Annotated in this window: 15 protein-coding genes; 2 read left to right on the top strand and 13 right to left on the bottom strand. The window is 67.6% G+C overall.

Features of this window, described 5'->3' with window-relative positions; translation table 11 throughout:
• Positions 1 to 731 (top strand): MFS transporter (locus AC6LJ5_RS08175; RefSeq protein WP_498140224.1); only part of this gene is annotated, 731 nt, incomplete at its 5' end.
• A 54-nt stretch (positions 732 to 785) separates the two neighbouring features.
• Here AC6LJ5_RS08175 and AC6LJ5_RS08170 read toward each other — a convergent pair.
• Positions 786 to 1,883, bottom strand: a complete 1,098-nt coding sequence (locus AC6LJ5_RS08170) for an SDR family oxidoreductase (RefSeq protein WP_498140223.1) — start codon at positions 1,881 to 1,883, stop codon at positions 786 to 788.
• A 138-nt stretch (positions 1,884 to 2,021) separates the two neighbouring features.
• On the opposite strand from AC6LJ5_RS08170, the gene AC6LJ5_RS08165 reads away from it, so the two are divergent.
• A complete protein-coding gene (locus tag AC6LJ5_RS08165) occupies positions 2,022 to 2,630 on the top strand; it encodes a TetR/AcrR family transcriptional regulator (RefSeq protein WP_498140222.1) in 609 nt (202 codons plus the stop codon).
• Positions 2,631 to 2,721: 91 nt separating this feature from the next.
• Here AC6LJ5_RS08165 and AC6LJ5_RS08160 read toward each other — a convergent pair whose 3' ends face one another.
• The 12 genes from AC6LJ5_RS08160 to AC6LJ5_RS08105 form a co-directional block, all read right to left on the bottom strand.
• Positions 2,722 to 3,462, bottom strand: coding sequence for an ABC transporter ATP-binding protein (locus AC6LJ5_RS08160; RefSeq protein WP_103275141.1), 741 nt, complete (start codon positions 3,460 to 3,462; stop codon positions 2,722 to 2,724).
• Positions 3,459 to 4,259 carry an ABC transporter ATP-binding protein gene (locus AC6LJ5_RS08155; protein WP_498140221.1) on the bottom strand — a complete coding sequence of 267 codons (801 nt, stop codon included), beginning with the start codon at positions 4,257 to 4,259 and terminating at the stop codon, positions 3,459 to 3,461. Before AC6LJ5_RS08155 ends, AC6LJ5_RS08160 begins: the two co-directional genes overlap by 4 nt.
• Entirely contained in the window at positions 4,256 to 5,344 is a 1,089-nt protein-coding gene (locus AC6LJ5_RS08150) for an ABC transporter permease subunit (RefSeq protein WP_212318439.1), read from the bottom strand. Before AC6LJ5_RS08150 ends, AC6LJ5_RS08155 begins: the two co-directional genes overlap by 4 nt.
• Positions 5,341 to 6,192 (bottom strand): branched-chain amino acid ABC transporter permease, encoded by an 852-nt coding sequence (locus AC6LJ5_RS08145; RefSeq protein ID WP_498140227.1) that lies wholly within the window; start codon positions 6,190 to 6,192, stop codon positions 5,341 to 5,343. The genes AC6LJ5_RS08150 and AC6LJ5_RS08145 overlap by 4 nt, the downstream gene beginning before the upstream one ends.
• Before the next feature lie 234 nt (positions 6,193 to 6,426).
• Positions 6,427 to 7,572 (bottom strand): branched-chain amino acid ABC transporter substrate-binding protein, encoded by a 1,146-nt coding sequence (locus AC6LJ5_RS08140; RefSeq protein WP_103275145.1) that lies wholly within the window; start codon positions 7,570 to 7,572, stop codon positions 6,427 to 6,429.
• 240 nt (positions 7,573 to 7,812) lie between these two features.
• Positions 7,813 to 11,634, bottom strand: a complete 3,822-nt coding sequence (putA, locus tag AC6LJ5_RS08135) for a trifunctional transcriptional regulator/proline dehydrogenase/L-glutamate gamma-semialdehyde dehydrogenase (protein WP_498140220.1) — start codon at positions 11,632 to 11,634, stop codon at positions 7,813 to 7,815.
• 167 nt (positions 11,635 to 11,801) lie between these two features.
• Positions 11,802 to 12,455 carry a PqiC family protein gene (locus tag AC6LJ5_RS08130; RefSeq protein ID WP_392408908.1) on the bottom strand — a complete coding sequence of 218 codons (654 nt, stop codon included), beginning with the start codon at positions 12,453 to 12,455 and terminating at the stop codon, positions 11,802 to 11,804.
• A gap of 5 nt (positions 12,456 to 12,460) precedes the next feature.
• Entirely contained in the window at positions 12,461 to 14,125 is a 1,665-nt protein-coding gene (locus AC6LJ5_RS08125) for a PqiB family protein (protein WP_498140219.1), read from the bottom strand.
• 35 nt (positions 14,126 to 14,160) lie between these two features.
• On the bottom strand, positions 14,161 to 15,483 hold the full coding sequence (locus AC6LJ5_RS08120; RefSeq protein WP_498140218.1) for a paraquat-inducible protein A: 1,323 nt from the start codon (positions 15,481 to 15,483) through the stop codon (positions 14,161 to 14,163).
• The gene (gene clpA / locus AC6LJ5_RS08115; RefSeq protein ID WP_103275149.1) at positions 15,483 to 17,795 is read right to left on the bottom strand and encodes an ATP-dependent Clp protease ATP-binding subunit ClpA; all 2,313 of its coding nucleotides are present in this window, start codon (positions 17,793 to 17,795) and stop codon (positions 15,483 to 15,485) included. The genes AC6LJ5_RS08120 and clpA overlap by 1 nt, the downstream gene beginning before the upstream one ends.
• Positions 17,796 to 17,851: 56 nt before the next feature.
• A complete protein-coding gene (gene pbpC, locus AC6LJ5_RS08110; RefSeq protein WP_498140217.1) occupies positions 17,852 to 20,107 on the bottom strand; it encodes a penicillin-binding protein 1C in 2,256 nt (751 codons plus the stop codon).
• Positions 20,062 to 25,305 (bottom strand): alpha-2-macroglobulin family protein, encoded by a 5,244-nt coding sequence (locus AC6LJ5_RS08105; protein WP_392408912.1) that lies wholly within the window; start codon positions 25,303 to 25,305, stop codon positions 20,062 to 20,064. Before AC6LJ5_RS08105 ends, pbpC begins: the two co-directional genes overlap by 46 nt.
• Positions 25,306 to 25,424 lie beyond the last annotated feature (119 nt).

The following is a 25,424-nucleotide window of genomic DNA, read 5'->3' as shown; positions in this document are numbered from 1 at the left end:
CGGCGGCCCTGGTGCCGCTGGCCTGGTGGCTGGTGCCGGATCGGCCCGCGCAGGTCGGACTGGTGCCTTACGGCAGCGATCCCGCCTCGCCGCCGGCGCCGACCGCGCCGCGCACCGGCATGATCGCCGCCACCTTCGGTGCGCTGGGCCGGGCCGCACGCACGCGCACGTTCTGGTTCCTGTTCGCCACGTTCTTCATCTGCGGCTTCACCACCAACGGCCTGGTCGGCACGCACCTGATCGCGCTCTGCGGCGATCATGGCATGCCCGAAGTGCAGGCCGCCGGCCTGCTGGCGCTGATGGGCGTCTTCGATCTGGTCGGCACCACCGCTTCGGGCTGGCTTACCGACCGCTACGATCCGCGCAAGCTGCTGTTCGTGTATTACGGGCTGCGCGGGCTGTCGCTGATCTACCTGCCCTATTCCGACTTCTCGTTCTACAGCCTGTCGATCTTCGCCATCTTCTTCGGCCTGGACTGGATCGCCACCGTGCCGCCCACGCTGCGCCTGACAACCGAAGCCTTCGGCGAGCGCGACGCTTCGATCGTGTTCGGCTGGATCGTCGCCGGCCACCAGCTGGGCGCGGCCAGCGCGGCCTGGATGGCCGGCTTCGTGCGGCAGTCGCAAGGCAGCTACCTGACGGCCTTCGTGCTGGCCGGCATGACCGGCATCGTCGCGGCGTTCATCGCGCTGATGATAGGCAGGAGGCGCATCGCGACGGCGCCCGCCTGAGCATCGCGCTGGCACGCCAGGGCCGCGCCCGGGGGCACGGCCCTGGCTACCCGTTCAGAACCAGCCATGCTGGCGATACCAGCCCACGGTATCGGCCAGCGTCTGCGCCAGCGGACGAAAATGCAGGCCCAGTTCGTGCTCGCTCTTGGCCGGATTGAAACGGGTGCGCCCCGCCTCGCGCACCATCAGGCGCACCGTCGCCAGCCCCAGCAGCACCGGCTTGCCCGTGATGCGCGCATAGACTTCCTGAATGGCCGCCAGCGCGTACAGCAAGGACAGCGGCAGCTTGCGCGTCGGCACGGGAATTCCGGCCACCTGCCCCAGCAGCGGGATCAGTTCTCCCATTTCCATGTGGCGCCCGGCCGCCAGATAGCGTTCGCCCCGGCGACCACGTTCGGCCGCGGCAATCTGGGCCAGCGCCACGTCGCGGGCATCGACCACCGAGAAACTGCCGGGCACCAGCCCCGGCAGCTTGCCGCGCGCCACGTCATTGACCAGTTGCCCCGCCGAGGTCGGCCCGATATCGCCTGGCCCCCACATCCAGCCGGGCAGAACGAAACACGCGTGCATATCGGGATGCAGGCGCAGGAACGCGCGCACCGCGTCGTCGGCCAGTATCTTGCTGCGGTAGTAGTCGTCAGCATCGGCGGGCAGGCGGTCGCAGGTTTCATCGATCAGCGTGCCGGGCGGTCCGTCGAGCACGGCAATCGAGGATGTATGCACGAATCGACGCACGCCCGCGGCGTGCGCCGCGGCGATCAGCGCCGCCGTGCCGTCCACATTGATGCGCCGCAGTTCGTCCCAGTGGCGGCCGCCCTTGTAGCTGTCACGGAAATGGGCGGCGGCATGAAACACCACATCGCAGCCGGCCAGCGCGGCAGCGAAGGCGCCGACCTCGCCCATGTCGCCCTTCACCACCTGCACCTGCGGCAGATCCGCGAACTGCTGGCGCGCCTTGTCCACGGATCTGGCCAGCGCCCGCACCGCGATGCCGCGCGCCGCCAGTTCGCGCACCAGGTTGTTGCCCAGCAGGCCCGTGGCGCCGGTGACGAAGGCCTGCCGGATGGGCCGGGCCCGGGGCTCCTGTGCCTGGACACCCTGGTTGCGCACGGCGCCAGCCTGTGACGGCGCCTGATGGTCTTGGTGGTGCATGTAGCGATCTCTCCGGGGTGATTGGGCGCGCGCCCAGGTCCAGGATGCGCCCTTTTCAGATATCAAATGATATTTAAATAGCAGATGGTATCCTCATCCGGCAAAATCAGTCAATCCAGATATCTATCGATATTTAAAATGCCACACCCCCGCCTGACACGAGAAGAAAGCCAGGAACAGACGCGCCAGCGCCTGATCGCCGCGGCCTGCAAGCAAGTCGCCGAGCGCGGCTTCGCATCCACCACCGTGCGCGATATCGCCAGGGAGGCCGGCTATACCCAAGGCGCCTTCTACTCCAATTTCCAGAGCAAGGAAGACCTGTTGCTGGACCTGCTGCGCCAGCACAAGGCGCAGGAAGCCGAACGCATCACGGGCTCGGTGGCCACGGCGGGCCAGGACTTCGGCAAGGCCTTCGAGGCGCTGGAGCACTGGGCGCGCGATTTCGGCATGGATGCCTCCCAGGCCCTGCTCGCGACCGAGCTGCAACTGCTGGCCGCGCGCAATCCGGAATTCGGCGGGGCCTACGCCGCGCTGATGGCGGACCAGCGACGGATCTACGCGCAATTGCTGGAACGATTGTTCGCGCTCGCAGGACGGACGCCGCCCGTTCCCGCCGAGGAATTGGCCGGCAGCCTCATGGCCCTGGCGCGCAGCCAGGCCATCGATCATGCGCTGTATGGCGCGGCGTCCGCCGGCGACATCCTGATCGCCGTGCTGCGCGGTCTGTTCCAGCCCCCGCCGGCATGAGTCCGGGCATCTGCCCTCTCCCCGCCTGGCGATGAAAAAAAAGCCGGCGCGATCCTCTCGCGCCGGCTTTTTCACGCACCGAACCTCGGGCTCAGGCGTGTTCTTCGACTTCACCCAGGTAGGCCGCCCGCACCTTGGGATCGTGCAGCATGTCGCCCGACTTGCCGGACAGGATGATCTCGCCCGATTCCATCACGTAGCCGCGATGACTGTTCTCCAGCGCCAGGCGCGCGTTCTGCTCGATCAGCAGGATGGTGACGCCTTCGCTGGCGATGGTGCGCACCACCTCGAAGACCTTTTCCACCATCAGCGGCGCCAGTCCCATCGAGGGTTCGTCCAGCAACAGCAGCTTGGGACGCGCGATCATCGCGCGGCCCATGGCCACCATCTGCTGCTCGCCGCCGGACAAGGTGCCGGCCGCCTGCTTGCGGCGCTCGGCCAGGCGCGGGAACAGCGTGAAGACGCGGTCCGTGTCCTGGCGGATCTGGGCCGCGTCGCGGCGCACGTAGCCGCCCATGGCGAGGTTTTCCTCGATGGTCAGCTGGCCGAAGATGCCCCGGCCTTCCGGCACCATCACCAGTCCCTGGCGCACCAGCTCGTGCGACTTCTGGCCGCCGATGGACTTGCCGCCATAGACGACTTCGCCGCCGGCCAGCGGCACCAGTCCGCAGATGGCGCGCAACGTGGTGCTCTTGCCGGCGCCGTTGGCGCCGATCAGGCAGACCAGCTCGCCTTCGTCGACCCGCAGGTCGATGCCGCGCACCGCGCGGATGCCGCCATAGGCGACCTGCAGGCCGCGCAATTCGAGTAGGGGTTGGGATACCGTCGTCATGCCTGGCGCTCCTGATGAATCAGCGGATCCTGGGCCGCGCCCGCGCCCAGATACGCTTCGATGACCTTGGGATCGCGCTGCACCTGGGCGGGCTTGCCCATGGCCAGCACCTTGCCGTATTCCAGCACCAGCACGCGGTCGCACAGGCCCATGACCAGCTTCATGTCGTGCTCGATCAGCAGCACCGTGATGCCGTCGTCGCGGATCTTCTCGATCAGCTTGCGCAGCACCACCGTTTCCGAGGCGTTCATGCCGGCGGCCGGTTCGTCCAGCGCCAGCAGCTTCGGCTCGGTGGCCAGCGCGCGCGCGATCTCCAGACGGCGCTGGTCGCCGTAGGGCAGCGAACGCGCCACGTCGTTGGCGCGATGGCCGATGCCCACGTATTCCAGCAGTTCCTGGGCGCGCGCCTCGATGGCGGCTTCCTCGGCGCGCGCGCCGCGGGTGCGCAGCACGGCGCCGAACACGCCGGCGCGGGTGCGCATGTGGCGGCCGATCATCACGTTCTCGATCGCGCTCAGGTTGGCGAACAGGCGGATGTTCTGGAACGTGCGCGCCAGGCCGGCATAGGCCACTTCATGCGGCTTCTTGCCCGACATGGACTGGCCGTTGAAGGTGCATGAGCCGTCTTCCGGGATGTACAGGCCGGTCAGCACGTTGAACAGCGTGGTCTTGCCCGCGCCGTTGGGGCCGATCAGGCCGTAGATCTCGCCCTGCTCGATGTCGAAGCTCACGTCCGACAAGGCTTGCAGGCCGCCGAAGCGTTTGCCCAGTCCCTGGGCTTGCAGCAGTTTGCTCATGCGGCGCCTCCTTGGGCCTTGCTGGACAATTCGCGCTTGCGCACGGCGGAAGGCCACAGGCCGGCCGGGCGGAACAGCATCACGCAGACCATGGCCAGGCCGAACAGCAGCATGCGGATGCCTTCCGGATCCAGCACCACGGCGCCGAACAGCATGTGCTGCGCCGGTTCGACCACGGCGCGCAGGAACTCGGGCAGGCCCGCCAGGATGATGGCGCCCAGGATCACGCCCGGGATATGGCCCATGCCGCCCAGCACCACCATGCACAGGATGGAGATGGATTCCATCAGCGAGAAGCTCTCGGGGCTGACAAAGCCCTGCATCGAGGCGAACAGCGCGCCGGCCACGCCGCCGAAGGACGCGCCCATGGCGAAGGCCAGCAGCTTGATGTTGCGGGTGTTGATGCCCATGGCCTTGGCCGCGATCTCGTCCTCGCGGATGGCTTCCCAGGCGCGGCCGATGCGCGAGTTCTGCAGGCGCAGGCACACCACCACGATGATCAGCGTCAGCGCCAGCAGCAGGTAGTAGTACTTCTCCGGGCCGGTGAAGCGTATGCCCATCAGCGTTTCGGTACGGCCAAACGCGAACTCGCCCACCTTGAAGGTGTCGATGCGGTTGATGCCCTGCGGACCGTTGGTGATGTTGATCGGCGAGTTCAGGTTGTTCAGGAAGATGCGGATGATCTCGCCGAAGCCCAAGGTCACGATGGCCAGGTAGTCGCCGCGCAGCTTGAGCGTGGGCGCCCCCAGCAGCACGCCGAACAGGCAGGCCACCGCCAGCGCGATCGGCAGGATCGCCCAGAACGGCAGGTGCAGGCCGAAGTGTGGCGAGGCCAGCATGGCCCAGGCATAGGCGCCCACCGCGTAGAACGCGATGTAGCCCAGGTCCAGCAGGCCGGCGAAACCCACCACGATATTCAGGCCCAGCGACAGCATCACGTACAGCAGCGCGAAGTTCAGGATGCGCACCCAGCTCTGGCCGGCCATGCCGATCACGAAGGGCAGCACCGCCAGCACGATGCCGATCAGCGCGATGCCGATCAGGTTGCGGGTGGAAAGCCCGCTCTTTTTCATGGTCGCGTTCATGCGCGGTCCCCCACGCGCTCGCCCAGGAGGCCGGAGGGGCGGAAGATCAGCACCAGCACCAGCACGAAGAAAGCGAACACGTCTTGATAATGGCTGCCCAGGAAGCCGCCGGTCAGGTCGCCGATATAGCCGGCGCCCAGCGATTCGATGATGCCCAGCAACAGGCCGCCGGCCATCGCGCCGACCAGGTTGCCGATGCCGCCCAGCACGGCCGCGGTGAAGGCCTTCAGGCCCAGCATGAAGCCCATGGTGTACTGCGACACGCCGTAATACGTGGCGACCATCATGCCAGCCACGGCGGCCAGCGCCGAACCGATCAGGAAGGCGGCCGAGATGACGGTGTTGATGTTCACGCCCATCAGGCCGGCCACTTCGCGGTTCTGCGCGGTGGCGCGCATGGCCGTGCCCAGGCGGGTCTTGTGCACCACGGCCAGCAGCCCGCCCATGATGAGCGCGGCGATGACCACGATGGCGATCTGCAGCGTGCTGATGCGCGCGCCGAAGATCTCGAACACCCGCGGCGCGAGCACTTGCGGGAAGTTCAGGTAATTGCGGCCCCAGCCCATCATCGCCACGTTCTGCAGGATGATGGACACGCCGATGGCGGTGATCAGCGCCGCCAGGCGCGGCGCGCGGCGCAGCGGCCGGTAGGCCACGCGTTCGGCGGTCCAGCCGATCGCCATGCACAGCGGCACCGACACCAGCAGGCCCAGGCCCAGCACCACGAAGGCCGAGGCCGAGGGATCGCCGCCGACCAGCGAGATCGCGATCGTCGTCGCCGCCATGGCGCCGATCATGACCACGTCGCCGTGCGCGAAGTTGATCAGCCCGATGATGCCGTACACCATGGTGTAGCCCAGGGCGACCAAAGCGTACACGCTGCCCAGCGTGACGCCGTTAATCAGTTGTTGAATGAAGATATCCATAGGGGCCGCAGAATAAGCCTGGAAAAAATCGCGCGAGCCGCGCGGGAGGAGCATTGGAAGCCCCGTGCCGGGCTGCGCGCGGCAGCGCCTGGCGGCGCTGCCGGTGCAAAGCGGGCGGAGGGCGCGGGGAGCGCCTTCCGCCTCGATCATCCGGCCTTAGTTGGCCTGGCTGACCATCGTTTCAACCATCTCCCACTTGCCGTTCTTGACTTCGTAGATGGTGACAGAGATTTCCTTCAGATCGCCGTTCTTGTCGTAGGCGATGTTCTCGCTGGTGGCGCCCTTGCGGCTCAGCTTGGCCAGCGCCGGCAGGTACTTCTCGGGCTTGGCCGAACCGGCCTGTTCGATGGCGGTGATCATGTTCCACGCGCCGTCATAGGCGTAGGGCGCGTAGACGCCGGGCGCCTTCTTGAAGCGGGCCTGATAGCGCTGCTCGAAGTCCTTGCCCGCGGCCATCTTGTCCAGCGGCACGCCGGCCAGCGAGGCGTAGGTGCCGTCGGCGGCGTCGCCGGCCAGCTTGATGAAGGTGTCGCTGCGGGTCATTTCACCCGAGACCAGCGGCGCCTTCAGGCCGAGCGTGGCCAGCTGGCGCTTCATCGGGCCGGACTGCGCGTCCAGGCCGCCGTAGAAGATGGCGTCGGGCGCCGAGCCCTTGATGTTGGTCAGGATGGCCGTGAAGTCGTTGGCCTTGTCGGTGGTGTACTCGCGGCGCACGATCTGGCCGCCGGCGGCCTTGACGGCCTTCTCGACCTCGTCGGCCAGGCCCTGGCCGTAGGCGGTGCGGTCGTCGATGATGGCGACCTTCTTGGCCTTCAGGCTCTGCACCATGAACTTGCCGACCGCGGCGCCCTGCTGGGTGTCGCTGGTCATCATGCGGAAGGTGGTTTCGTAGCCCTGCTTGGTGTACTCGGGCGAGGTCGCCATGGCGATCTGCGGCAGGCCGGCTTCGTGGTAGACGCGCGAAGCGGGAATGGTGGTGCCCGAGTTGAAGTGGCCCAGGATGCCGACGACGCTTTCGTCGACCAGTTGCTGCGCGACCTGCACGCCCACGCGCGGGTCGGCCTGGTCATCGCGCGACACCAACACGAACTTGGCGGGCTTGCCGTCGATCTGGATGCCCTTCTGGTTGGCTTCTTCCAGCGCCAGGTTCAGGCCGTTCTGCATGTCCTCGCCGTAATGCGACTGCGGACCGGTCAGCGGCGCGGCAAAGCCGAGCTTGATGTCGGCGGCCTGCGCGGCGGCGGCCATGCCGACGGCGGCGATGCTGGCCGAGAGAAGCTTCAAAGTGGTGCGGAACTTCATATGGGTCCTCCGGTATGTCGGATTTATGGCCTGTTATAACCTGGGCCGATAGCCCGGCTTTCGTTTTTTCACTTCCACGCCGGCCGGGTTCTCCGGAATCGGCGCCTGCAGCTTTCTACAGAAAGGGGATGCCGGTTTGCGGCATCCCCACTTGAGGTGCGACCGGATTTTGCTTCGAGTGCAACCTCATTCGATATTGGAGATAACCCTTGGTCCCCCAAAGGTTACCCACCAGTCACCTCAACCGATCGTCATCAGGCTGGCGTTGCCGCCGGCAGCGGCCGTGTTGACGCTGACGGAACGCTCGGCGAGCAGGCGCTCCGGCGCATAGGCCGCGCCCGCGGCCAGCGCGTCCGAAGTCAGTCCGTGCACGGCCAGGATCGGACCGGCGCGCTGGGCGATGCGCTGGTTCAGCGCGCGCAGCGCGTCGCCATCCCCCTCGAACAGCACCGCCTGGAAATCAGCGTGGTCGACGTCGGCATCGGCCAGGATGCCCGCCTGCCCCTGCTGCTCGGCATCCAGCCCGGACAGCAGCGCCTGCGCGGCCGGCGTATCGGCGAACCAGGCATGGTTGCCGGTCTGCCGGGCCACCGCCCATTGCGCGCGCGCTCCGGCCTCGCTGGCTGCCACGCAATACACGGCGCCGCGCGGCTCGACCAGATAGGTGTTGGTCTCGCCCGTGGGACCGGGCAGCGCGATGCGCTGCGGCAGCGGCGCGGCCGGATCCAGCGCCGGCGGCAGGCCCGCCGGGCGCGTGCCCAGCAGACGGTACATGTACAGCGGGCCGCCGGCCTTGGGGCCGGTGCCGGACAGGCATTCGCCGCCGAAGGGCTGCACGCCCACCACCGCGCCGACGATGTTGCGGTTGACGTAGACGTTGCCGGCATGCACCTGGCCCGTCACGTGCGCGATGGTTTCATCGATGCGGGTATGCACGCCGAAGGTCAGGCCGTAGCCGGTGCCGTTCACGGCCTCCAGCAGCGCATCCAGTTCCTCGCGCTTGTAGCGCACCACATGCAGCACCGGACCGAAGATCTCGCGCTTCAGTTCGCTGATATGGCCGATCTCGATAATGGTCGGCGGCACGAAAGTGCCGTGGCGGCATTCGCCATTGAGTTCGAGCTGGTCCACGCGACGGCCGGCGGTGCGCATGGCGTCGATGTGGCGCACGATGCCATTGCGGGCCTCGGCGTCGATCACCGGCCCCACGTCGACCGACAGGCGATCGGGATTGCCCACGCTGAGTTCGCGCATGGCGCCGCGCAGCATCGTCAGCACATGGTCGGCGCTGTCTTCCTGGATGCACAGCACGCGCAGCGCCGAGCAGCGCTGGCCGGCCGAATCGAAGGCCGAGCTGAGCACGTCGAACACGACCTGCTCGGCCAGCGCCGACGAATCCACCACCATCGCGTTCTGGCCGCCGGTCTCGGCGATCAGCGGAATGGTGTGGCCGTCGTCGTCCAGGCGATCGGCCAGCGCGCGGGCGATGATGCGCGCCACGTCGGTCGAGCCGGTGAACATGACGCCGCGCACGCCAGGGCTGGCCACCAGCTGCGCGCCGACGGTCTCGCCACGGCCGGGCAGCAGTTGCACGGCGCCAGCCGGCACGCCGGCGGCCCGCAGGATCTCGATGGCCTGGGCCGCGATCAGCGGCGTCTGCTCGGCGGGCTTGGCCAGCACGGTATTGCCGGCCGCCAGCGCGGCGGCGACCTGGCCGGTGAAGATGGCCAGCGGGAAGTTCCAGGGGCTGATGCACAGCACGGTGCCCAGCGGGCGGTGCGTGTCGTTGCCGAACTCGCGCGACGCCTGATCGGCGTAGTAGCGCAGGAAGTCGACGGCCTCGCGCACCTCGGCGATGGCGTTGGGCAACGACTTGCCGGCTTCGCGCACGATCAGGCCCAGCAACGTCTGCATCTGCTCTTCCAGCAGTTGCGCGGCGCGGCGCAGGCATTGCGCGCGCTCGGCCACCGGCGTCGATTGCCAGATGGGCGCGGCATTGGCCGCGATGCGCAGCGCGGCCTCGGCTTCCTCGGCATTGGCCTCGACGACGTGGCCGACCAGGTCGCGCAGATTGGCCGGGTTGCGCACTTCGACGGCGCGCGCCGCATCCCAGGCCTGGGCGCCCTCGCCCAGCATGGGGCCGGCGCGCCAGGTCATGCCGGCGCTGGCCAGCAGCGCGGCCGACAGCGATCCCAGGCGATGCTCGTTGCTCAGGTCCAGGCCGGCGGAGTTGGCGCGCGCGCCTTCCTGCGGGTTGCCGAAGAGTTCGCGCGGCAGCGGGATCTTCTCGTGCGGCGCGCCCAGCGGCACGACGCGCGAGGCGGCGTCCACCGGATCGGACACCAGCTGCTCGACCGGAATGCTCTCGTCGCCGATCAGGTTCACGAACGAGGTGTTGGCGCCATTCTCCAGCAGGCGGCGCACCAGATAGGCCAGCAGCGTCTCGTGCGTGCCCACCGGCGCATAGATGCGACACGGGCGGTTCAGCTTGCCCTGCGCCAACGGGCCGACCACTTCGTCGTACAGCGGCTCGCCCATGCCGTGCAGGCACTGGAACTCGTACTGACCGGGGTAGTAGTTCTGGCCGGCCAGCTGATAGATGGCCGACAGCGTGTAGGCGTTGTGCGTGGCGAACTGCGGATACACGGCCTCGGGCGCGCCCAGCAGCTTGCGGGCGCAAGCCAGGTAGGCCACGTCGGTGTAGATCTTGCGGGTATAGACCGGGTAGCCTTCCAGGCCATCGACCTGGGCGCGCTTGATCTCGCTGTCCCAGTAGGCGCCCTTGACCAGCCGCACCATCACGCGGTGGCGGCTGCGGCGCGCCAGGTCGATCACGTAATCGATCACGAAGGGCGCGCGCTTCTGGTAGGCCTGGATCACGAAGCCGATGCCGTTCCAGCCGTCCAGCTCGGGCGCGAAGCACAGCGCCTCCAGCAGGTCCAGCGAGATCTCCAGGCGGTCGGCTTCCTCGGCGTCGATGTTCAGGCCGATGTCGTAGCTGCGCGCCAGCGCGGTCAGCGCCTTCACGCGCGGCAGCAGCTCGGCCATGACGCGTTCGCGCTGGGCGCGCGAATAGCGCGGATGCAGCGCCGACAGCTTGATGGAAATGCCCGGGCCTTCATAGATACCCCGGCCGGCGGCGGCCTTGCCGATGGCATGGATGGCCTGCTCGTAGGAAGCGTAATAGCGGTCGGCGTCCTCGGCCGTGGTGGCCGCCTCGCCCAGCATGTCGTAGGAATAGCGGAAGCCGCGCGCTTCCATCTTGCGATTGTTGGCCAGCGCCTCGGAAATCGTCTGGCCCGACACGAACTGCTCGCCCATCATGCGCATGGCCATGTTCACGCCCTTGCGCACCAGCGGCTCGCCGCCCTTGCCGATCAGGCGCGTCAGCGCTTTTGACAGCGACTGCTCGCTGTTCACGGCCACGAGCTTGCCGGTGATCATCAGGCCCCAGGTGGCGGCGTTGACGAACAGGGACTGCGAGCCGCCCATGTGCGACTTCCAGTCGCCGCGCGACACCTTGTCGCGGATCAGCGCGTCGCGCGTGGCGCGGTCGGGAATACGCAGCAGCGCTTCGGCCAGGCACATCAGCGCCACGCCTTCCTGGCTGGACAGCGAGAATTCCTGGATCAGGCCCTCGACGCCCCCGCCCGTGCGCTTGCCGCGCAGCTTCTTCACCAGGTCGGTGGCCATGGCGCGGATCTTGTCCAGGTTCGGCATGCGGGCCTGGCCCAGCAGCAGCGGCACGCATTCCGGCTCGGGCCGGCGATAGGCGGCGGTGATGGCGGCGCGCAGCACCGATTGCGGCTGCACATCCTGGCCGAACTCGTAGAACGGCGGCGTGACGATGGCCTGGCCTTCGCCAGCCTCGTCCTCGGCGCCCTCTTCGCCGCCCAGGTGCGACATCTCGGCGGGCAGGTGGCCGCGCTCGATCCTGTCCAGATAGGCGAGGATCGCCTGCTTGTGCAGCCAATGCGGCGTGCAGTTGAGCTTTTGCGCGGCCGCCTTGAGGCGGTCGCGCAGTGCGTCATCGACTTTGACGCCGAGGGTCGTGCTGGCCATAAGAGATTGCTTCCTGTCGCATGGCAAGGGTCACCAGGCCCCTGCTGGAGCCCGGAAAATGGTTGGACCGTATGCTAATCAGGTTGCAACCCGCCAGATATTAAGGTTAACCCTAGGTTAACTATCTGAGATTGCGACAGTTTCCGGGCCGCGATCCGGCCCCGGATTCACTCTTTCAGCGGCGCGCAGCCCACGCTGCGCACGCCTTCGCCGTCCGGCGCCTGGCGACCGCGGATGGCCGACGCCATCACTCCCGCCAGCTTGGACAAGGCGCGCTGCTGCGCGGCGACCAGCGCCGAGGCGCCCTGCCCCGATGCCGGCTCGTCGACCACCGTGCGGCAGATCAGCCCGCTGCCCTTCAGGTTGACGGGACGGACGCGCCAGGTGGCGTCCAATTGGGCCGCGCCGGGCGACAGATCGAACCGCTGCACATCGGTCTGCACCCGCCACACCGCCGCGCTGGAGGCGGGTTTCACCACGCGCACGTCCAGCGCGCCCAGCTCGCGCTGCAGCGCGTCCGACAGCGCGCCCCGGACCTCGTCGGCCAGCGGCGCGGTCCAGCGCTCGGAATACAGCGCCGAGACGCTGCCGTCGCCATTGCGCACCATGAGCTGGGGCTGGTCGGCCGGCGTGGGCACGCTGACCGGCAACACGTCGATCATGTACGCCGCCTGCGCGCCAGCCGGCGCAGATGCAGTGCCAGCCGGCGCGGACAGCGTGTAGTAATGCACGGGCGCCGAGGCGCAACCCGCCAAAGCGGCGGCCAGCGCCAGGGCGGACGTGGCGATGCGCGGGAAGAACGGCATGGGCGTCATGTTCATGATCTTCAGTTCTTGACCGGACCAGAGCCCGGAATGGGATCGGCGCCGCGACCTCGCAGCAGCGCTTCTGGATTGGCCTGCAGGAAGTCCGCCAGCGAGCGCAGCGAACGCGCCGCGCGGTTCAGTTCCTGCAGCGCGCGCTCGGTGCTGACCGGCAGCGAGCCGTCGGAGGCCAGCAGCTCGTTGATGCGGGCCATGGAGTCCCTGGCCTGCTTCAGCATGCCCTGCGCCTCGGGCGCGACCTGCTTGTCCAGGCGGTTCATCAGCCTGGAGGTGCTGGCCAGCGTGGTGCGCAGGTCCTCGCCGATTTTGTCGAACGGAATCTTCTCGATCTTGTTGACGATGTTGCTGAGCTGTTGCTGCAGCTGGTCCAGGTTACCCGGCACGGTCGGAATGATCGCCGGCACGGACGGGTTGAACGTCACCGGCTTGGCATTGGGGAACACATCCAGGTTCACATACAGCTGGCCCGTCAACAGGTTCGCCGGACGCAGCTGCGCGCGCAGCCCGTGCTTGATCATGCCGCCCAGCAGCCGGTTGCCGGCCACGTCGCCTTCCTTATCGGCCAGCTCCCGGACCTCGTCATAGACGCTGCCCAGGCGTTCCGGATAGAGCGTGGCGTCGACCACCGAGTAGAAGCGCTTGGTCTCAGGATCGAAATCCAGGTTGATGCTGGTGACATTGCCCAGCGTGATGCCGCTGAAATCGACCAGCGCGCCCACGGCCAGGCCGCGGATCGACTGGTCAAAGCGCATGCGTATATCGAAGGCCTCGCCATCCGGATTGGCCTTGGCCTGCGCCTCGGTCGAATAGAGTTCGAATTCGGCGTCAGCCGGCGCCGGCTTGTTGGCGCCGCGCGCCGTGTAGACCGGCTCGAACGCCACGCCGCCCACCAGCAGCGACACCACCGACTGCGTGCGCACCTTCAGCCCGTCCGCGTTGACGCTGAAATCCACGCCGCTGGAATTCCAGAAGCGCGTGCCGCTGGTCACGAACGCATCGTTCGGCGCGTCGACGAAGACCTCGATATTCACCGAATCACCGCTCTTGTCGAGCTCGTACCCGATGACCCGGCCGACGTTGATACGGCGATAGTAGACCGGCGAACCGACATCCAGCGATCCCAGGTTATCCGCCTTGAGCTTGAAACGCTTGCCGGTCCGGTCGTGCGTGACGGCGGGCGGGATCTCCAGCCCTTCGAACGTCAGCTTGGTGGCCTTGCTGGCCTTGCCCTTGCCTTCGATGGCGTCCACGCCGATATAGGCGCCGGACAACAAGGTGCCCAGCCCGGATACGCCGCTCACGTCCAGGCGCGGCTTGACCACCCAGAAATTGGTGCCGTCGCGCGCCAGGTCGGAGACTTCCTTGGCCAGCTCGGCCGTCACGACCACCTTGCTGCGATCTTCATTGAAGCCGATGGACTTCACCGTGCCGACGTTCACGTCCTTGTAGCGCAAGCGGGTCTTGCCGACTTCCAGCCCGTCGGCCGAATTGAAGGTGATGGAAATGTCGGTGCCGGCCTGCAACCAGGTCCGCACGACCAGCGACAGGCCCATCAGGGCCGCGACCACGGGCACCAGCCAGATCCATGAAATCCGGTTCTGGCGCTTGCGCGTGATCGTGGGCGCGGCGATCTGCGGGTCGCCCTTGCCGGGAGCTTGCTCGGACATCGATTTTTCCTATTGTGTTGCGCGCGGCGCCGGGACTATGCCTGGCGCTCGGCTGCCGCCGCCGGCGGCTTGTGGCCACCCACGACCTGCGGTACATCATCCAGCTCCGCATGACCTTCCAGGTCCCAGCTGCGGCGCAGATCGAAGCTCATGGCCGACAGCATGGTCAGGATGACCACGACGCCGAAGGCCGCCGCTCCGCCGCCCGCGCTGATTTCCATCAATCCCTGGAAATCGGCCAACGCGGCCAGCAATATAACGACAAAAACGTCCAGCATCGACCACTGCCCGATGAATTCAACCATCTGGTACAGGCGCGTGCGCGGCCGCAAGTTGGTGGAACTGCCCCACTGCTCGGTGAGCAACAGCAGCACCAGCGCCAGCAGCTTGGTCAGCGGCACCGCCACGCTGGCGATGAAGACGATAAGCGCGATATCCCAGGAGCCCATGGCCCAGAGTTCAACCACCCCGCCCAGGATCGTGTGCGCGCCGCCCCCCAGCACCGAGCGCACCTGCATCACCGGCAGCACGTTGGCGGGAATGTAGAACACCACGGCGGCCAGCAGCAGCGCCCAGCTGCGCGCCCGATGATCCGGCTTGCGGTAGTGGACCAACGCATGGCAGCGCACACAGTGATGGTCGGCCTCGGGATCGCCATCGCGCGGCAGCGCCTGGACCTGTCCACAGACATGACAACCGGTCAGCACGCTGTCGGGCCCGGTCCGCGGCACATGCACCGGCACCACGCCAGCCGTCTCGGCGTAACGCCAGATCACATGGGGCGACAGGCGGCCCAAAATGGTTAGCAGGACGGTCAGGAGGCCGAAACCGGCCAGGCCGATGCCAGGCGAAACGTCGGCCATGCCAGCCAGTTTCACCACCGCCACCAGCACGCCCAACAGGAACACCGGCACCATGCACCAGGGCCGCAGCAGCCCCAGCAGGCGCATGGCTTGATGGAACCCGCGCGGTTCGCGTCCTTGCGACAAGGGGCCCAGCACCCACAGCAGCACGGACAGCTGCAACAAGGGGAGCACGAAACCGGACAATCCGGTCATCACGGCGACGATCTCGTGGCCCTGCCGCCAGGTGATGGCGACAGCGTCGAGCAAGGAGGCCTGCTGCACCATGCCCTGGACGGACATGGATGCGACGGGATAGGCGTTGGCGATGCCGAAGATGATCAGCGCGGTGATGGCCAGCGCCAACCAATTGGACAGGGTCAGCCCGCTGTAGCGCCACAAGGTGGAGCCGCAGCGGGTGCAACTGGCGGTTTCGCCGTGTTCGAGCTCATGCCTGCGATAGATACTGGCACAGTGTTCGCACTCGATCAGCGGCTGGCTGCTGTCCGCGGCCATCAGTCAACCAGTTCGACTTCCTGCTTGTCGGGCGCGTCCGAGGACGGCGGCTTGCCGCTGTCCTCGAAATCCAGCGTGACCTTGCCCGACTCGTCCAGATCCACCGTGACCGAACCGCCGTCGACCAGCTTGCCGAACAGCAGCTCGTCGGCCAGCGCGCGCCGGATGGTGTCCTGGATGAGGCGCTGCATGGGCCGCGCGCCCATGAGCGGATCGAAGCCTTCCTTCGCCAGGTGCTCGCGCAGGCGCGTGGTGAACACGGCCTCGACGCGACGCTCATGCAGCTGGTCTTCCAGCTGCATGAGGAACTTGTCGACCACGCGCAGGATGATTTCGCGGTCCAGCGCGGCGAAGGGGATGATCGCGTCCAGGCGGTTGCGGAACTCGGGCGTGAACATGCGGCGGATTTCCGCCATTTCGTCGCCCACCACCCGCGAATTGGCGAAACCGATGGAAGGACGGTTCAGGGTCTCGGCGCCCGCGTTGGTCGTCATGATGAGGATGACGTTGCGGAAGTCCGCCTTGCGGCCGTTGTTGTCGGTCAACGTGCCATGGTCCATCACCTGCAGCAGGATGTTGAAGACATCCGGGTGCGCCTTCTCGATTTCATCGAGCAGCAGCACGCAATGCGGCTGCTTGGTGATGGCCTCGGTCAGCAGGCCGCCCTGGTCGAAGCCCACGTATCCCGGCGGCGCGCCGATCAGGCGCGACACGGCATGGCGCTCCATGTATTCCGACATGTCGAAGCGCAGCAGCTCCACGCCCAGCGTGAAGGCCAGCTGACGCGCGACCTCGGTCTTGCCCACGCCGGTGGGGCCGGAGAACAGGAAGGCGCCGATCGGTTTTTCCGGCTTGCCCAGGCCCGAACGCGCCATCTTGATGGCGGCCGACAGCGCCTCGATGGCGTTGTCCTGGCCGAACACCACGGTCTTGAGGTCGCGGTCCAGCGTGGCGAGCTTGCTGCGGTCGTCGTTGGAGACGGACTGCGGCGGAATGCGCGCGATCTTGGAAACGATGTTTTCGATGTCGACCTTGCCGATCACCTTCTTCTGGCGCGAGCGCGGCAGCAGGCGCTGCGCGGCGCCGGCCTCGTCGATCACGTCGATGGCCTTGTCCGGCAGGTGGCGGTCGTTGATGTAGCGCGCCGACAGTTCGGCGGCGGCCGACAGCGCGGCCGACGAATAGCGGACGTTGTGATGCTCTTCGAAGCGGCTCTTCAGGCCGCGCAGGATCTGCACGGTCTGCTCGACGCTGGGCTCGGGCACGTCGATCTTCTGGAATCGACGCGACAGCGCGTGGTCTTTCTCGAAGACGCCGCGGTATTCGGTGTAGGTGGTCGCGCCGATGCACTTGAGCTGGCCCGAGGACAGCGCCGGCTTGAGCAGATTGGACGCGTCCAGCGTGCCGCCCGAGGCCGAGCCGGCGCCGATCAGCGTGTGGATTTCGTCGATGAACAGGATGGCGTCGGGATTGCCCCGGATCTGCTTGAGCACGCCCTTCAGGCGCTGCTCGAAATCGCCGCGGTACTTGGTGCCGGCCAGCAGCGCGCCCATGTCCAGCGCGTAGACCTGCGAGGCCTGCAGGATCTCGGGCACTTCGCCGCGCGTGATGCGCCAGGCCAGGCCCTCGGCGATGGCGGTCTTGCCCACGCCGGCCTCGCCGACCAGCAGCGGGTTGTTCTTGCGGCGGCGGCACAGCACCTGGATGACACGCTCGACCTCGTGCTCGCGTCCGATCAGGGGATCGATGCGGCCGGCCAGCGCGGCGGCGTTCAGGTCATTGGCATACTGATCCAGCGGCGACTGACGCGATTCGCCCTGGTCTTCCCCGTTGCTCTGCTGCTCTTTCTGCACGGCGGCGGACTCCACCTGTGGCTGTTTGGTAATGCCATGCGACAGGAAATTGACCACGTCCAGGCGCGTCACGCCCTGCTGTTGCAGGTAATAGACGGCGTGCGAGTCCTTTTCGCCGAAAATGGCGACGAGCACATTGGCGCCCGTGACGGGTTTCTTGCCGGTGCCGCCCGCCGACACATGCATGATCGCGCGCTGGATCACGCGCTGGAAACCCAGCGTGGGCTGCGTGTCGACTTCCGCGCCGCTGGGAATCACGGGCGTGTTTTCCGAGACGAACTGGCGCAGGTTGCGGCGCAGGTCGTCCAGGTTCGCGGCGCAGGCGCGCAGAACCTCGACGGCCGAAGCATTGTCGAGCAAGGACAACAGCAGATGCTCGACGGTGATGAATTCGTGCCGGGCCGAACGGGCCTCGACGAAAGCCATATGCAGGCTGACTTCAAGCTCTTGAGAAATCACGCTTCCTCCGATGACGCATCGAAGCGGTCAAATACACGATTCATATTCTATGCCGATCATGGCGTAACACCAGAGATTTCAAAAACCACACTATCGTGGCGCCCCTTGGTATCCATGACCGTAAGCGTATACCGGCCGTCCTGCGCCAACACTAATTTAAACGGATGAGCCGCCGCGCCATGATTAACGACCCGGCCATCCAGCATCCACCATACCTCACCTTCGGCGCCCTGCGCGTCCACGTCCAGCGCCACCTGCCGGCTGCCCGGCACGGGCCGCAGCACCGCCCCGGCCGACACGCCGCCCAGGCGCAGCGGCCCCTGGGTGACGTCGGCGTAGCCGGCGAAGGACGGCGGCACCGTGTCGTTCAGGGCCCAGGCCGCGCGCTGCTCGGGGCAGGCGTCGGTCGGGCCGCTGCCCAACCGGTAGCCCAGCGGCCAGCACGTCACGACGGCTTGCACCGTGGCGGGCCGGATCCGGGGTTGCGGCGCGCCTTCCGGCAAGGCCGCGACGATGTCCTGCAGCAACGGCGCCGCCACATTGGCGCCGAAAAAGCCCGGATTGGGGGTGCCGTCCGGACGACCGACCCACACGCCTATCGTCCATCTGTCGGTCACGCCGACCGACCAGGCATCGCGGAAACCGAAACTGGTGCCGGTCTTCCAGGCCAGCCGCCGCCCCTGATTGCCCGATTCATAGAACGGGCGGTCGGGGTGGCCGCCGCTTTCCAGGATGTCCCGGACAATCCAGGCGGCTCCGGCGCTCATCATACGGGACTCCACCCGGGGCTGCTCCGGCCGCAACCGGGGACGCCCCGACAGGCCGCCGCGCGCCAGCGCCCGGTAGGCGCCCACCAGCTCTTCCAATGTGGTGCCGCCTCCGCCCAAAATCAAGCTCAGGTTGGGCTCGGCGCCAGCCGGCAGGCGCAGACGCACCCCGCCCGCCAGCATAACCGAGGCGAAACTGACCGGTCCGACACGGTCCAGCAGGTCCACGGCCGGCACATTCAGGGACCGCTGCAGCGCCTGCGCCACGCTGATCGGCCCCGAGAAGGCGGCCTGGAAATTGCCCGGCGCATAGCCGCCAAAGGACAGCGGCGCGTCGATCAGCAGGCTTTCCGAATGGATCAGCCCTTCGTCCAGCGCCTGCGCATACAGGAAGGGCTTGAGCGTGGAACCCGGCGAACGCACGCCGCGCACCATATCCACGTGCGCGTATCGGGAATCATCGGAAAAATCCGCCGACCCCGCGTAGGCCTTGATTTCCAGGCTGTCGTTGTCCATGACCAACACTGCCATGGACACCTTGGGCGGCAGATTGTCGACCCGGTCCAGCAGCATGCGTTCGACCGAAGCCTGCATGTCCGCGTCCAGCGTGGACGCGACCAGCGGCGGACGCTCGCCGGGACGCCGGCGCGGGCCGCCCGCCTCCAACAACAGGCGCTGGGCGGCCAGCGGCGCCAGCCAGCGCGCCCGCAGCGGCGGCGCGATGACGTTCTCGATTTTGGCGTCGGCGACCGCTTCAGTCGTCCAGCGTCCGCGCTCGACCATGCGGTCCAGTACCTTGTCGCGCGCCACCTGTGCCGCCTGCGGATGGCGGTCGGGACGCAGCCGCGACGGCGCCTGCGGCAAGGCTGTCAGCATGGCTGCCTCGGCCGGGCTCAGGTCGCTGGCGGGCTTGCCCAGCCATAGACGGGATCCCATTTCCACGCCTTCGACGATGCCGCCCATGGGCGCATGCGTCAGATACAGGGACAGGATCTCGTCCTTGCTGTAGTGCATTTCCAGCTGCACGGCGCGCCAGGCCTGGCGCAGCTTGGCCGAGATCGTGCGCGACGGCTTGCCGGCCAGCTGCGGGTCGATCAAGCGGGCCGTCTGCATGGTCAGCGTCGAGCCGCCGGACACGATGCGCCGGTTGGTGGCCCACTGCCAGCCGGCGCGCGCCAGCGCCACCGGGTTGACGCCGGGGTGCCAATAGAACCAGCGATCCTCGTAGGTCAGCAGGGTTTCGAGGTAGCGCGGCGACACCTGGGCCGGCGTGACCGGATAGCGCCAGATGCCGTCGCGGCTGGGATAGTTGCGCAGCGGCGTGCCGTCGGCCGAGACGACCACGGCGGCGCCGCCGGAATCGATCGGCGGCAGCGGGAACAGGCGGTCCAGCGCGAATAACAACGCGGCCAGCGTCAGGAGGACGCTGGCCGCGAGGATGCCGCGCCGCCGCCAGCGGGGGGCGCGCGCGGCGCCCGCCGTGGAGGTGGCCGGGGCGGTCAAGGACGCTTCGCGCCGCGATCGCGGATTTCCACGGTGCTCCATTGTTCGCCCACGCCACGGATTTCCGGCCGGTACATGTCTTCCGCCACTGTCGACGGCACCGCGTAGCGGCCCGGCGTCACGACGCGCACCAGGTAGAACACGTCCACCTTGCCTCGGCCCAGCGCCACCGCCGCCACATACCGGTCATCGCGGAATTCGCGGTGCTTGATGTTGGGATTGGACATCGCGTCGGCCACGCGCACGCCGCCGATGGTCCATTCCTGCATCTCGGGGCTTTGCGACAGGTTCATGTTCTCGACCTCGAAGCCGGCCGGCACACGATCCACCAGCAGCGCATCCGGGATGTTCTGGTTGGAGGATGCCTGCACCCAGACCACCAGCATGTCGCCGGTCTGCAGCGTGCCGCCGTCCCATGCGCGGCCATCCGGACGGTACCAGCCGCGCTTGAGCTGGATCACATCGCTGCGCGGAGACGGCGTCACGGTCGGGCTGCCCTGGATGTCATACTCCACGAACAGGGACTGGCTGCCGCTGTTGGTCAGCTGCGTCGAGGCCAGATCGGCGGGCGCCAGCGACACCGTGGCGTCGGCCTTGCCGCCGGTCAGCGGCTTGCGCACGCCGTTGACAGTCAGCGCGGCTTCCCACGGCGTGTTCTTGTCGCCGCCGATCGCGCGGGCCGCCAGCAGCAGGGCCATCTGTTCCTGGGTGGACAGATAGGAACGGTTGCCCAGGCGGTTCGTCAGCTGCGACAGCAACACTTCGCTGCGGTCATGCTTCAGGCCGTACTGGCTCATCAGCGCATAGGCCAGCGCGTAATCACGCACGCTGCTGCCGTAGTCGCCCATCCACTCGTCGTAGTAGGAGCTGTTGCTGCGACGGACGATGCCGTACTCGCGCGCCATGGCCTGATCCAGCGCGGCCTTCATGCGCCCTTCGTCGCCCATCAGCTTGAACGCCACCGCCAGCTGCACCAGGGGCAGCGGCGAGCGCGCGCGCTCTTGATAGTTGTCGTAGAGCTGGCGCACCGTGGACAGCGGCGCCTTCTTGTCGCGCGCCAGGACCAGCGCGGCCGTGGCCAGGCCGGCGAAGCGGCGATGGTCTTCGCGCAGGGTGTCGACGTAGCTGCTGTCGATGCGGCCCGAGTCGACGCTCTTGCGCAGATTGGCCGACCAGGTGCCGAACGCGTTGGCGCTCTGCTGCACCTGCTCCAGCAGCCACTGGCGCGAACGGTCCAGAGAGACCTCGGGCGTCGTGAAGCCATGGTCGCGGGCATCCTGCAGGAAGCCCACGGCGTAGGCCGTCAGCCACACGTCGCGCGAGGATGAGCTGCCGCCCCACAGGTTGTACGACCCGACGGCATTACGCATGCCGGACAGGCGGCCGATGGCGCCGGCCACCTTGGCTTCGCGCTCGGCCTGCGTGCGCGGCTTGAGCCCGAACTGCTTGGCGGCGTCCTCGTCGATCAGCACCCACGGCAGGGTCGCGCTGATGGTCTGCTCGGTGCACCCATACGGATAGTTGAGCAGGCCTTCGACCAGGCGATTGACGTTGAACGGCGGCCGGTTCGAGACGGTCAGGCTGACCGTGGTCGAATCCGGATAGTAGGACGAGATCCACGAAGCCTGCGGCGACTGGCTTTCACCCGGGTTCAGACGCAGGCGGCGGACCTGGCGCTCGGCGGCGTGCGCGGGCTGCACCTGCAGCACGGACTCGCGCACGATGCGCAGCGGCTGCGCGCCACCCTGTCCGTCCACGGTCAGGCGCATCAGGCCCAGCCCGTAGGAACCGGTGGTGGTGGCGGTGAAACGCAGCGTGACGCGCTGCTTGTCCTTCAACTGGACCGTGCGCGTGCCATCGACGATGGCCAGCGGATCCAGCGCCTCGAGCTTGACCGTGACCTTCTGCGGCGAGCCGCTAAGGTTGGTCACGTCCAGCGCGATCGCGGACTGGTCGCCCGGGGTGATGAAGCGGGGCGTGTTCAGCTCGGCCACGATGGGCGCGGCCACCACCATTTCGGCGTCGGTGCTGCCGAAGTTGTCGGCGGTGAATGCCACGGCCATCAGGCGCAGCGTGCCGTTGAAGTCGGGCAGGTCCAGCGGAATGTCGGCCTCGCCCTTGTCGTTGAGCTTGACCACGCCCGAGAACAGGTCGACCAGCTTGACCTTCTTGGGCAGGCTCTTGCTGTCGCCGCGCATGGCGGCGTCGCCGCCCCACTTCAGCTTGCCCTTGGTGCCGTCCATCTTCTCGATGAGCTTGCCGTACATGTCCAGCAGTTCGGGCGCGTAGCGGTGCTTGCCGAAGAAGAAGTCCAGCGGGTTGGGCGTGGCGTACTGGTTGATGTTCAGGATGCCGACGTCCACCGCCGACAGCGTGACCATGGCCTGCTTGCCCTGGGCACCGTCCACCTTGACGCGGATGCTGGCCTTGGTTTCAGGCACTGTCTTGGCCGGCGCGGTGATCTTCACGTCGAGCTTGCGGTCGGCGCTGGCGATCGGCAGATAGGTCAGGCCCAGCGCGCGCGCCGGCGTGACGCGGTCGCCTTCGCTGCCGGGACGGAACACCGCGGCCGAGACGTACAGGTCGTGGCGCTTCCAGGCCTTGTCGATGGGGATCTCGACCTGCGTGCCGGTCGCCTTGACCGAGACCCAGGTGGACCACAGCATGCGGTCGCCCTCGACCATCACCAGGGCCTGGCCGTCATGCGGCGGCGTCAGCGTGAGCTTGACGCTGTCGCCCGGCTTGGCGGGCACGCCCTCGAGCTTCATCTGCACGCGGTCCGGACGGTTGCCCATGGCGTCGGCGTCCTGCGCGTTCCAGCCCGCGTAGAAGCGGTAGCGCATGGTTTCGCCGGTTTCCGGATCGGAAATTTCCAGGCGGTAGCGACCCCACTTGACGTTGACGGTCAGCTGGGCGCGATCGTTCAGCGCGATGGCGCGCGAATCCTGCAGTTCCTCGGTTTCGGTGTAGCCGCTGTTCCAGCCGCGCTGGTCGTCGAAGCGCCAGTAGTACTGGCGTTCCTCGCGGTACAGGCGCATCTGGGCCTGGGCCAGCGGAGCCTTCTCGCCGGCCGACGTCACGCGCACCACTTCGAACACGGCGGGCGCGTTCTCGCGCGCCACGTCGCCGTCGAACTGCGGACGCACGGCGATCAGCGTGTCGGCAGGCCAGACGGCGCGCTCGATGGAACGCACCACCGGACGGCCGCCCGATTCCAGCAGGCTGGCCGACACGCGCACCTTCATGGGCGAATGCGTGCCGTCGGTGTTCGGGTTCACTTCGATGATGGCCTTGCCGTCGTCGTCCAGCGCGAGTTCGGGCAGCTCGCCGAACGTGCGGCGCGAGTCATCGGCCACGTCGCCGAAGATGAAGCCGGGCCATTGCTGCGGCAGGGCAACACGGTTGCGCTTGACCTGGAAGGTCGCCAGCAGGCGGTTGCCGGCGGCGGGCGCGCCGTACAGGTAATCGCCCTGCACATCGATCGACAGCTCGTCGTCGGGGCTCAGCACCTGCTGTTCCGTATCGAGCGTCATCTTCATGCGCTCGGGCAGGAATTCCTCGACCTGGAACTTCCACGAGGCATCCGGAGCGCGCGACGCGGGGTCGACGCGCAGCTCCAGCAGCCAGGTGCCGGTCTGGGCGTCCGGCGGCAGATCGATGGCGCGCTCGACGTAGCCTTGCAGGTCCTTCGCGGGCTGCCACAGCGTGGTCTGCACCACGCGGCCGTCGGGGCGCTTGATGGTGGCGGTCAGCGGCGACGGCGGCATCACGCGGCCGTCCAGGTCGCGCGGCAGCACCGACACATGGAAGGTCTCGCCGGGACGGTACAAATTGCGGCCGGCGTAGACGAACAGGTTGTTGGGACGCGACACATGGCCGCCGATGTCGAACTCGGACAGGTCCAGCGCGGGCTCGGCCAGCGCCAGCACCGTCATTTCCTTGTCGCGCGAGGCGCGGATCAGGCGCGCATTGGTGAAGCTGCCTTCGAAGCGCACATGGCCCTGGCCGTCGGCCGCCGCCTTGGCGAGCGACTTGCCGGCGCCGTCGACCAGCTCGAAGACCGCGCCGGAGATGGCCTGGCCGCTCTTGAGCGAGACGGAATAGGCTTCGATGCGGTCGCTGTAGCGGCGGGCGTGCAGGCCGATGTCGCTGACGTAGAAATAGCTGACCTGGTATTCATAGCGGAAGCGGCCCGGCTGGCTCATCACCGCGATGTAGATGCCGGGCTCCTGCAGTTCCTTGATGCCTTCGACCGGCAGGAAGGTGACGTGGCGGCGGTTCGGCTTGTCGTCGGTGACGAAGCGGCCCTGGTAAACGCTGGTCGTCAGCGTGTTCAGGCGGTCCAGGTCCCAGTTGCTGACCGAGCCCTTCAGGCTGCGGTTGTCGGAATAGCGCCAGCCGTCTTCGCCGTCGTAGTCGACGCCGTCATCGTCGGAGGACGAGGCGCTGCGGCCCAGGCCCAGCACGGAATCGAACAGTTCGGGCACGCGGTCCGGCTCGACGCGCAGGAACTGCACATCGACCTCGGGCACGTTGACCGTGGCCACCGGCAGGCCGCCGTTCTGGCCGGCGGGCAGCACCACGCCACGGCTGGCGAAGTAGAACGACGGCGGCATGGCTTCCGTGCTCACCTCGCAATGCGACGAGGAGACCAGCGTGGCCTTCTCGATGCCGGGCAGACCGGCGCGCAGGGCGATGGAGTACGAGCGCTGCGGCTGCACGTAGGGGAAATAGATCATGCGCGGGTTGTCGCCCACGACCCAGCTGCCCTTGACGATCTTGCCCTTGGGCGCGGCGTCGCCGCTCTTGACCGACATGGGTTTGTCGCCGGCGCTGGCCGCCGACTCGTTGTCCTGGTCGGCCTTGCCCGAGCTCGAGCCGGTGTCCGTGACCTGCAGGAAGCCTTCAAGCTCGGCCTTGGCGTCGACCGGCTGGGTGAAGGTCACCGCCAGCGCCAGGCTGTCGCGGAACTGGCGCGACTGGCAGTTCAACGCGGCGAAGGGATCTGCCTTGCCGACCGTCGCGGTCGCCGCCAGCGCCGGCTTGGCGTCGCCGGATGCCGGCTGCGGCGAGGGGGAGCTGCCAGCCGGCGAGGACGTCGCGGCGGGCGTGGACGCGGCGGGCGGACCCGCATCGGACGGCGTGCGCCCCTGCCCCACCCACCAGCCCACGCCGACGGCGCCGGCCACGACTATTGCGCCGGCGATCGCCAGCCAGGACTTGCTGTTCTTTCCACTCACGGCAAACCTCCCCGTTTGCTCGACTGCAACGCTCCTTTGCGGCGGAGCTGCCGACCTGCATGACGCCGCGCGCCTCTCATTGCGCGGCCCGCGTTTTCATTGACCGGAAAACGCGGCGC

It is taken from the genome of Achromobacter sp. 1011791174 (assembly GCF_059760925.1).
The sequence above is the reverse complement of the archived record's forward strand: the minus strand, read 5'-3'. Positions and strand labels throughout refer to the sequence as shown.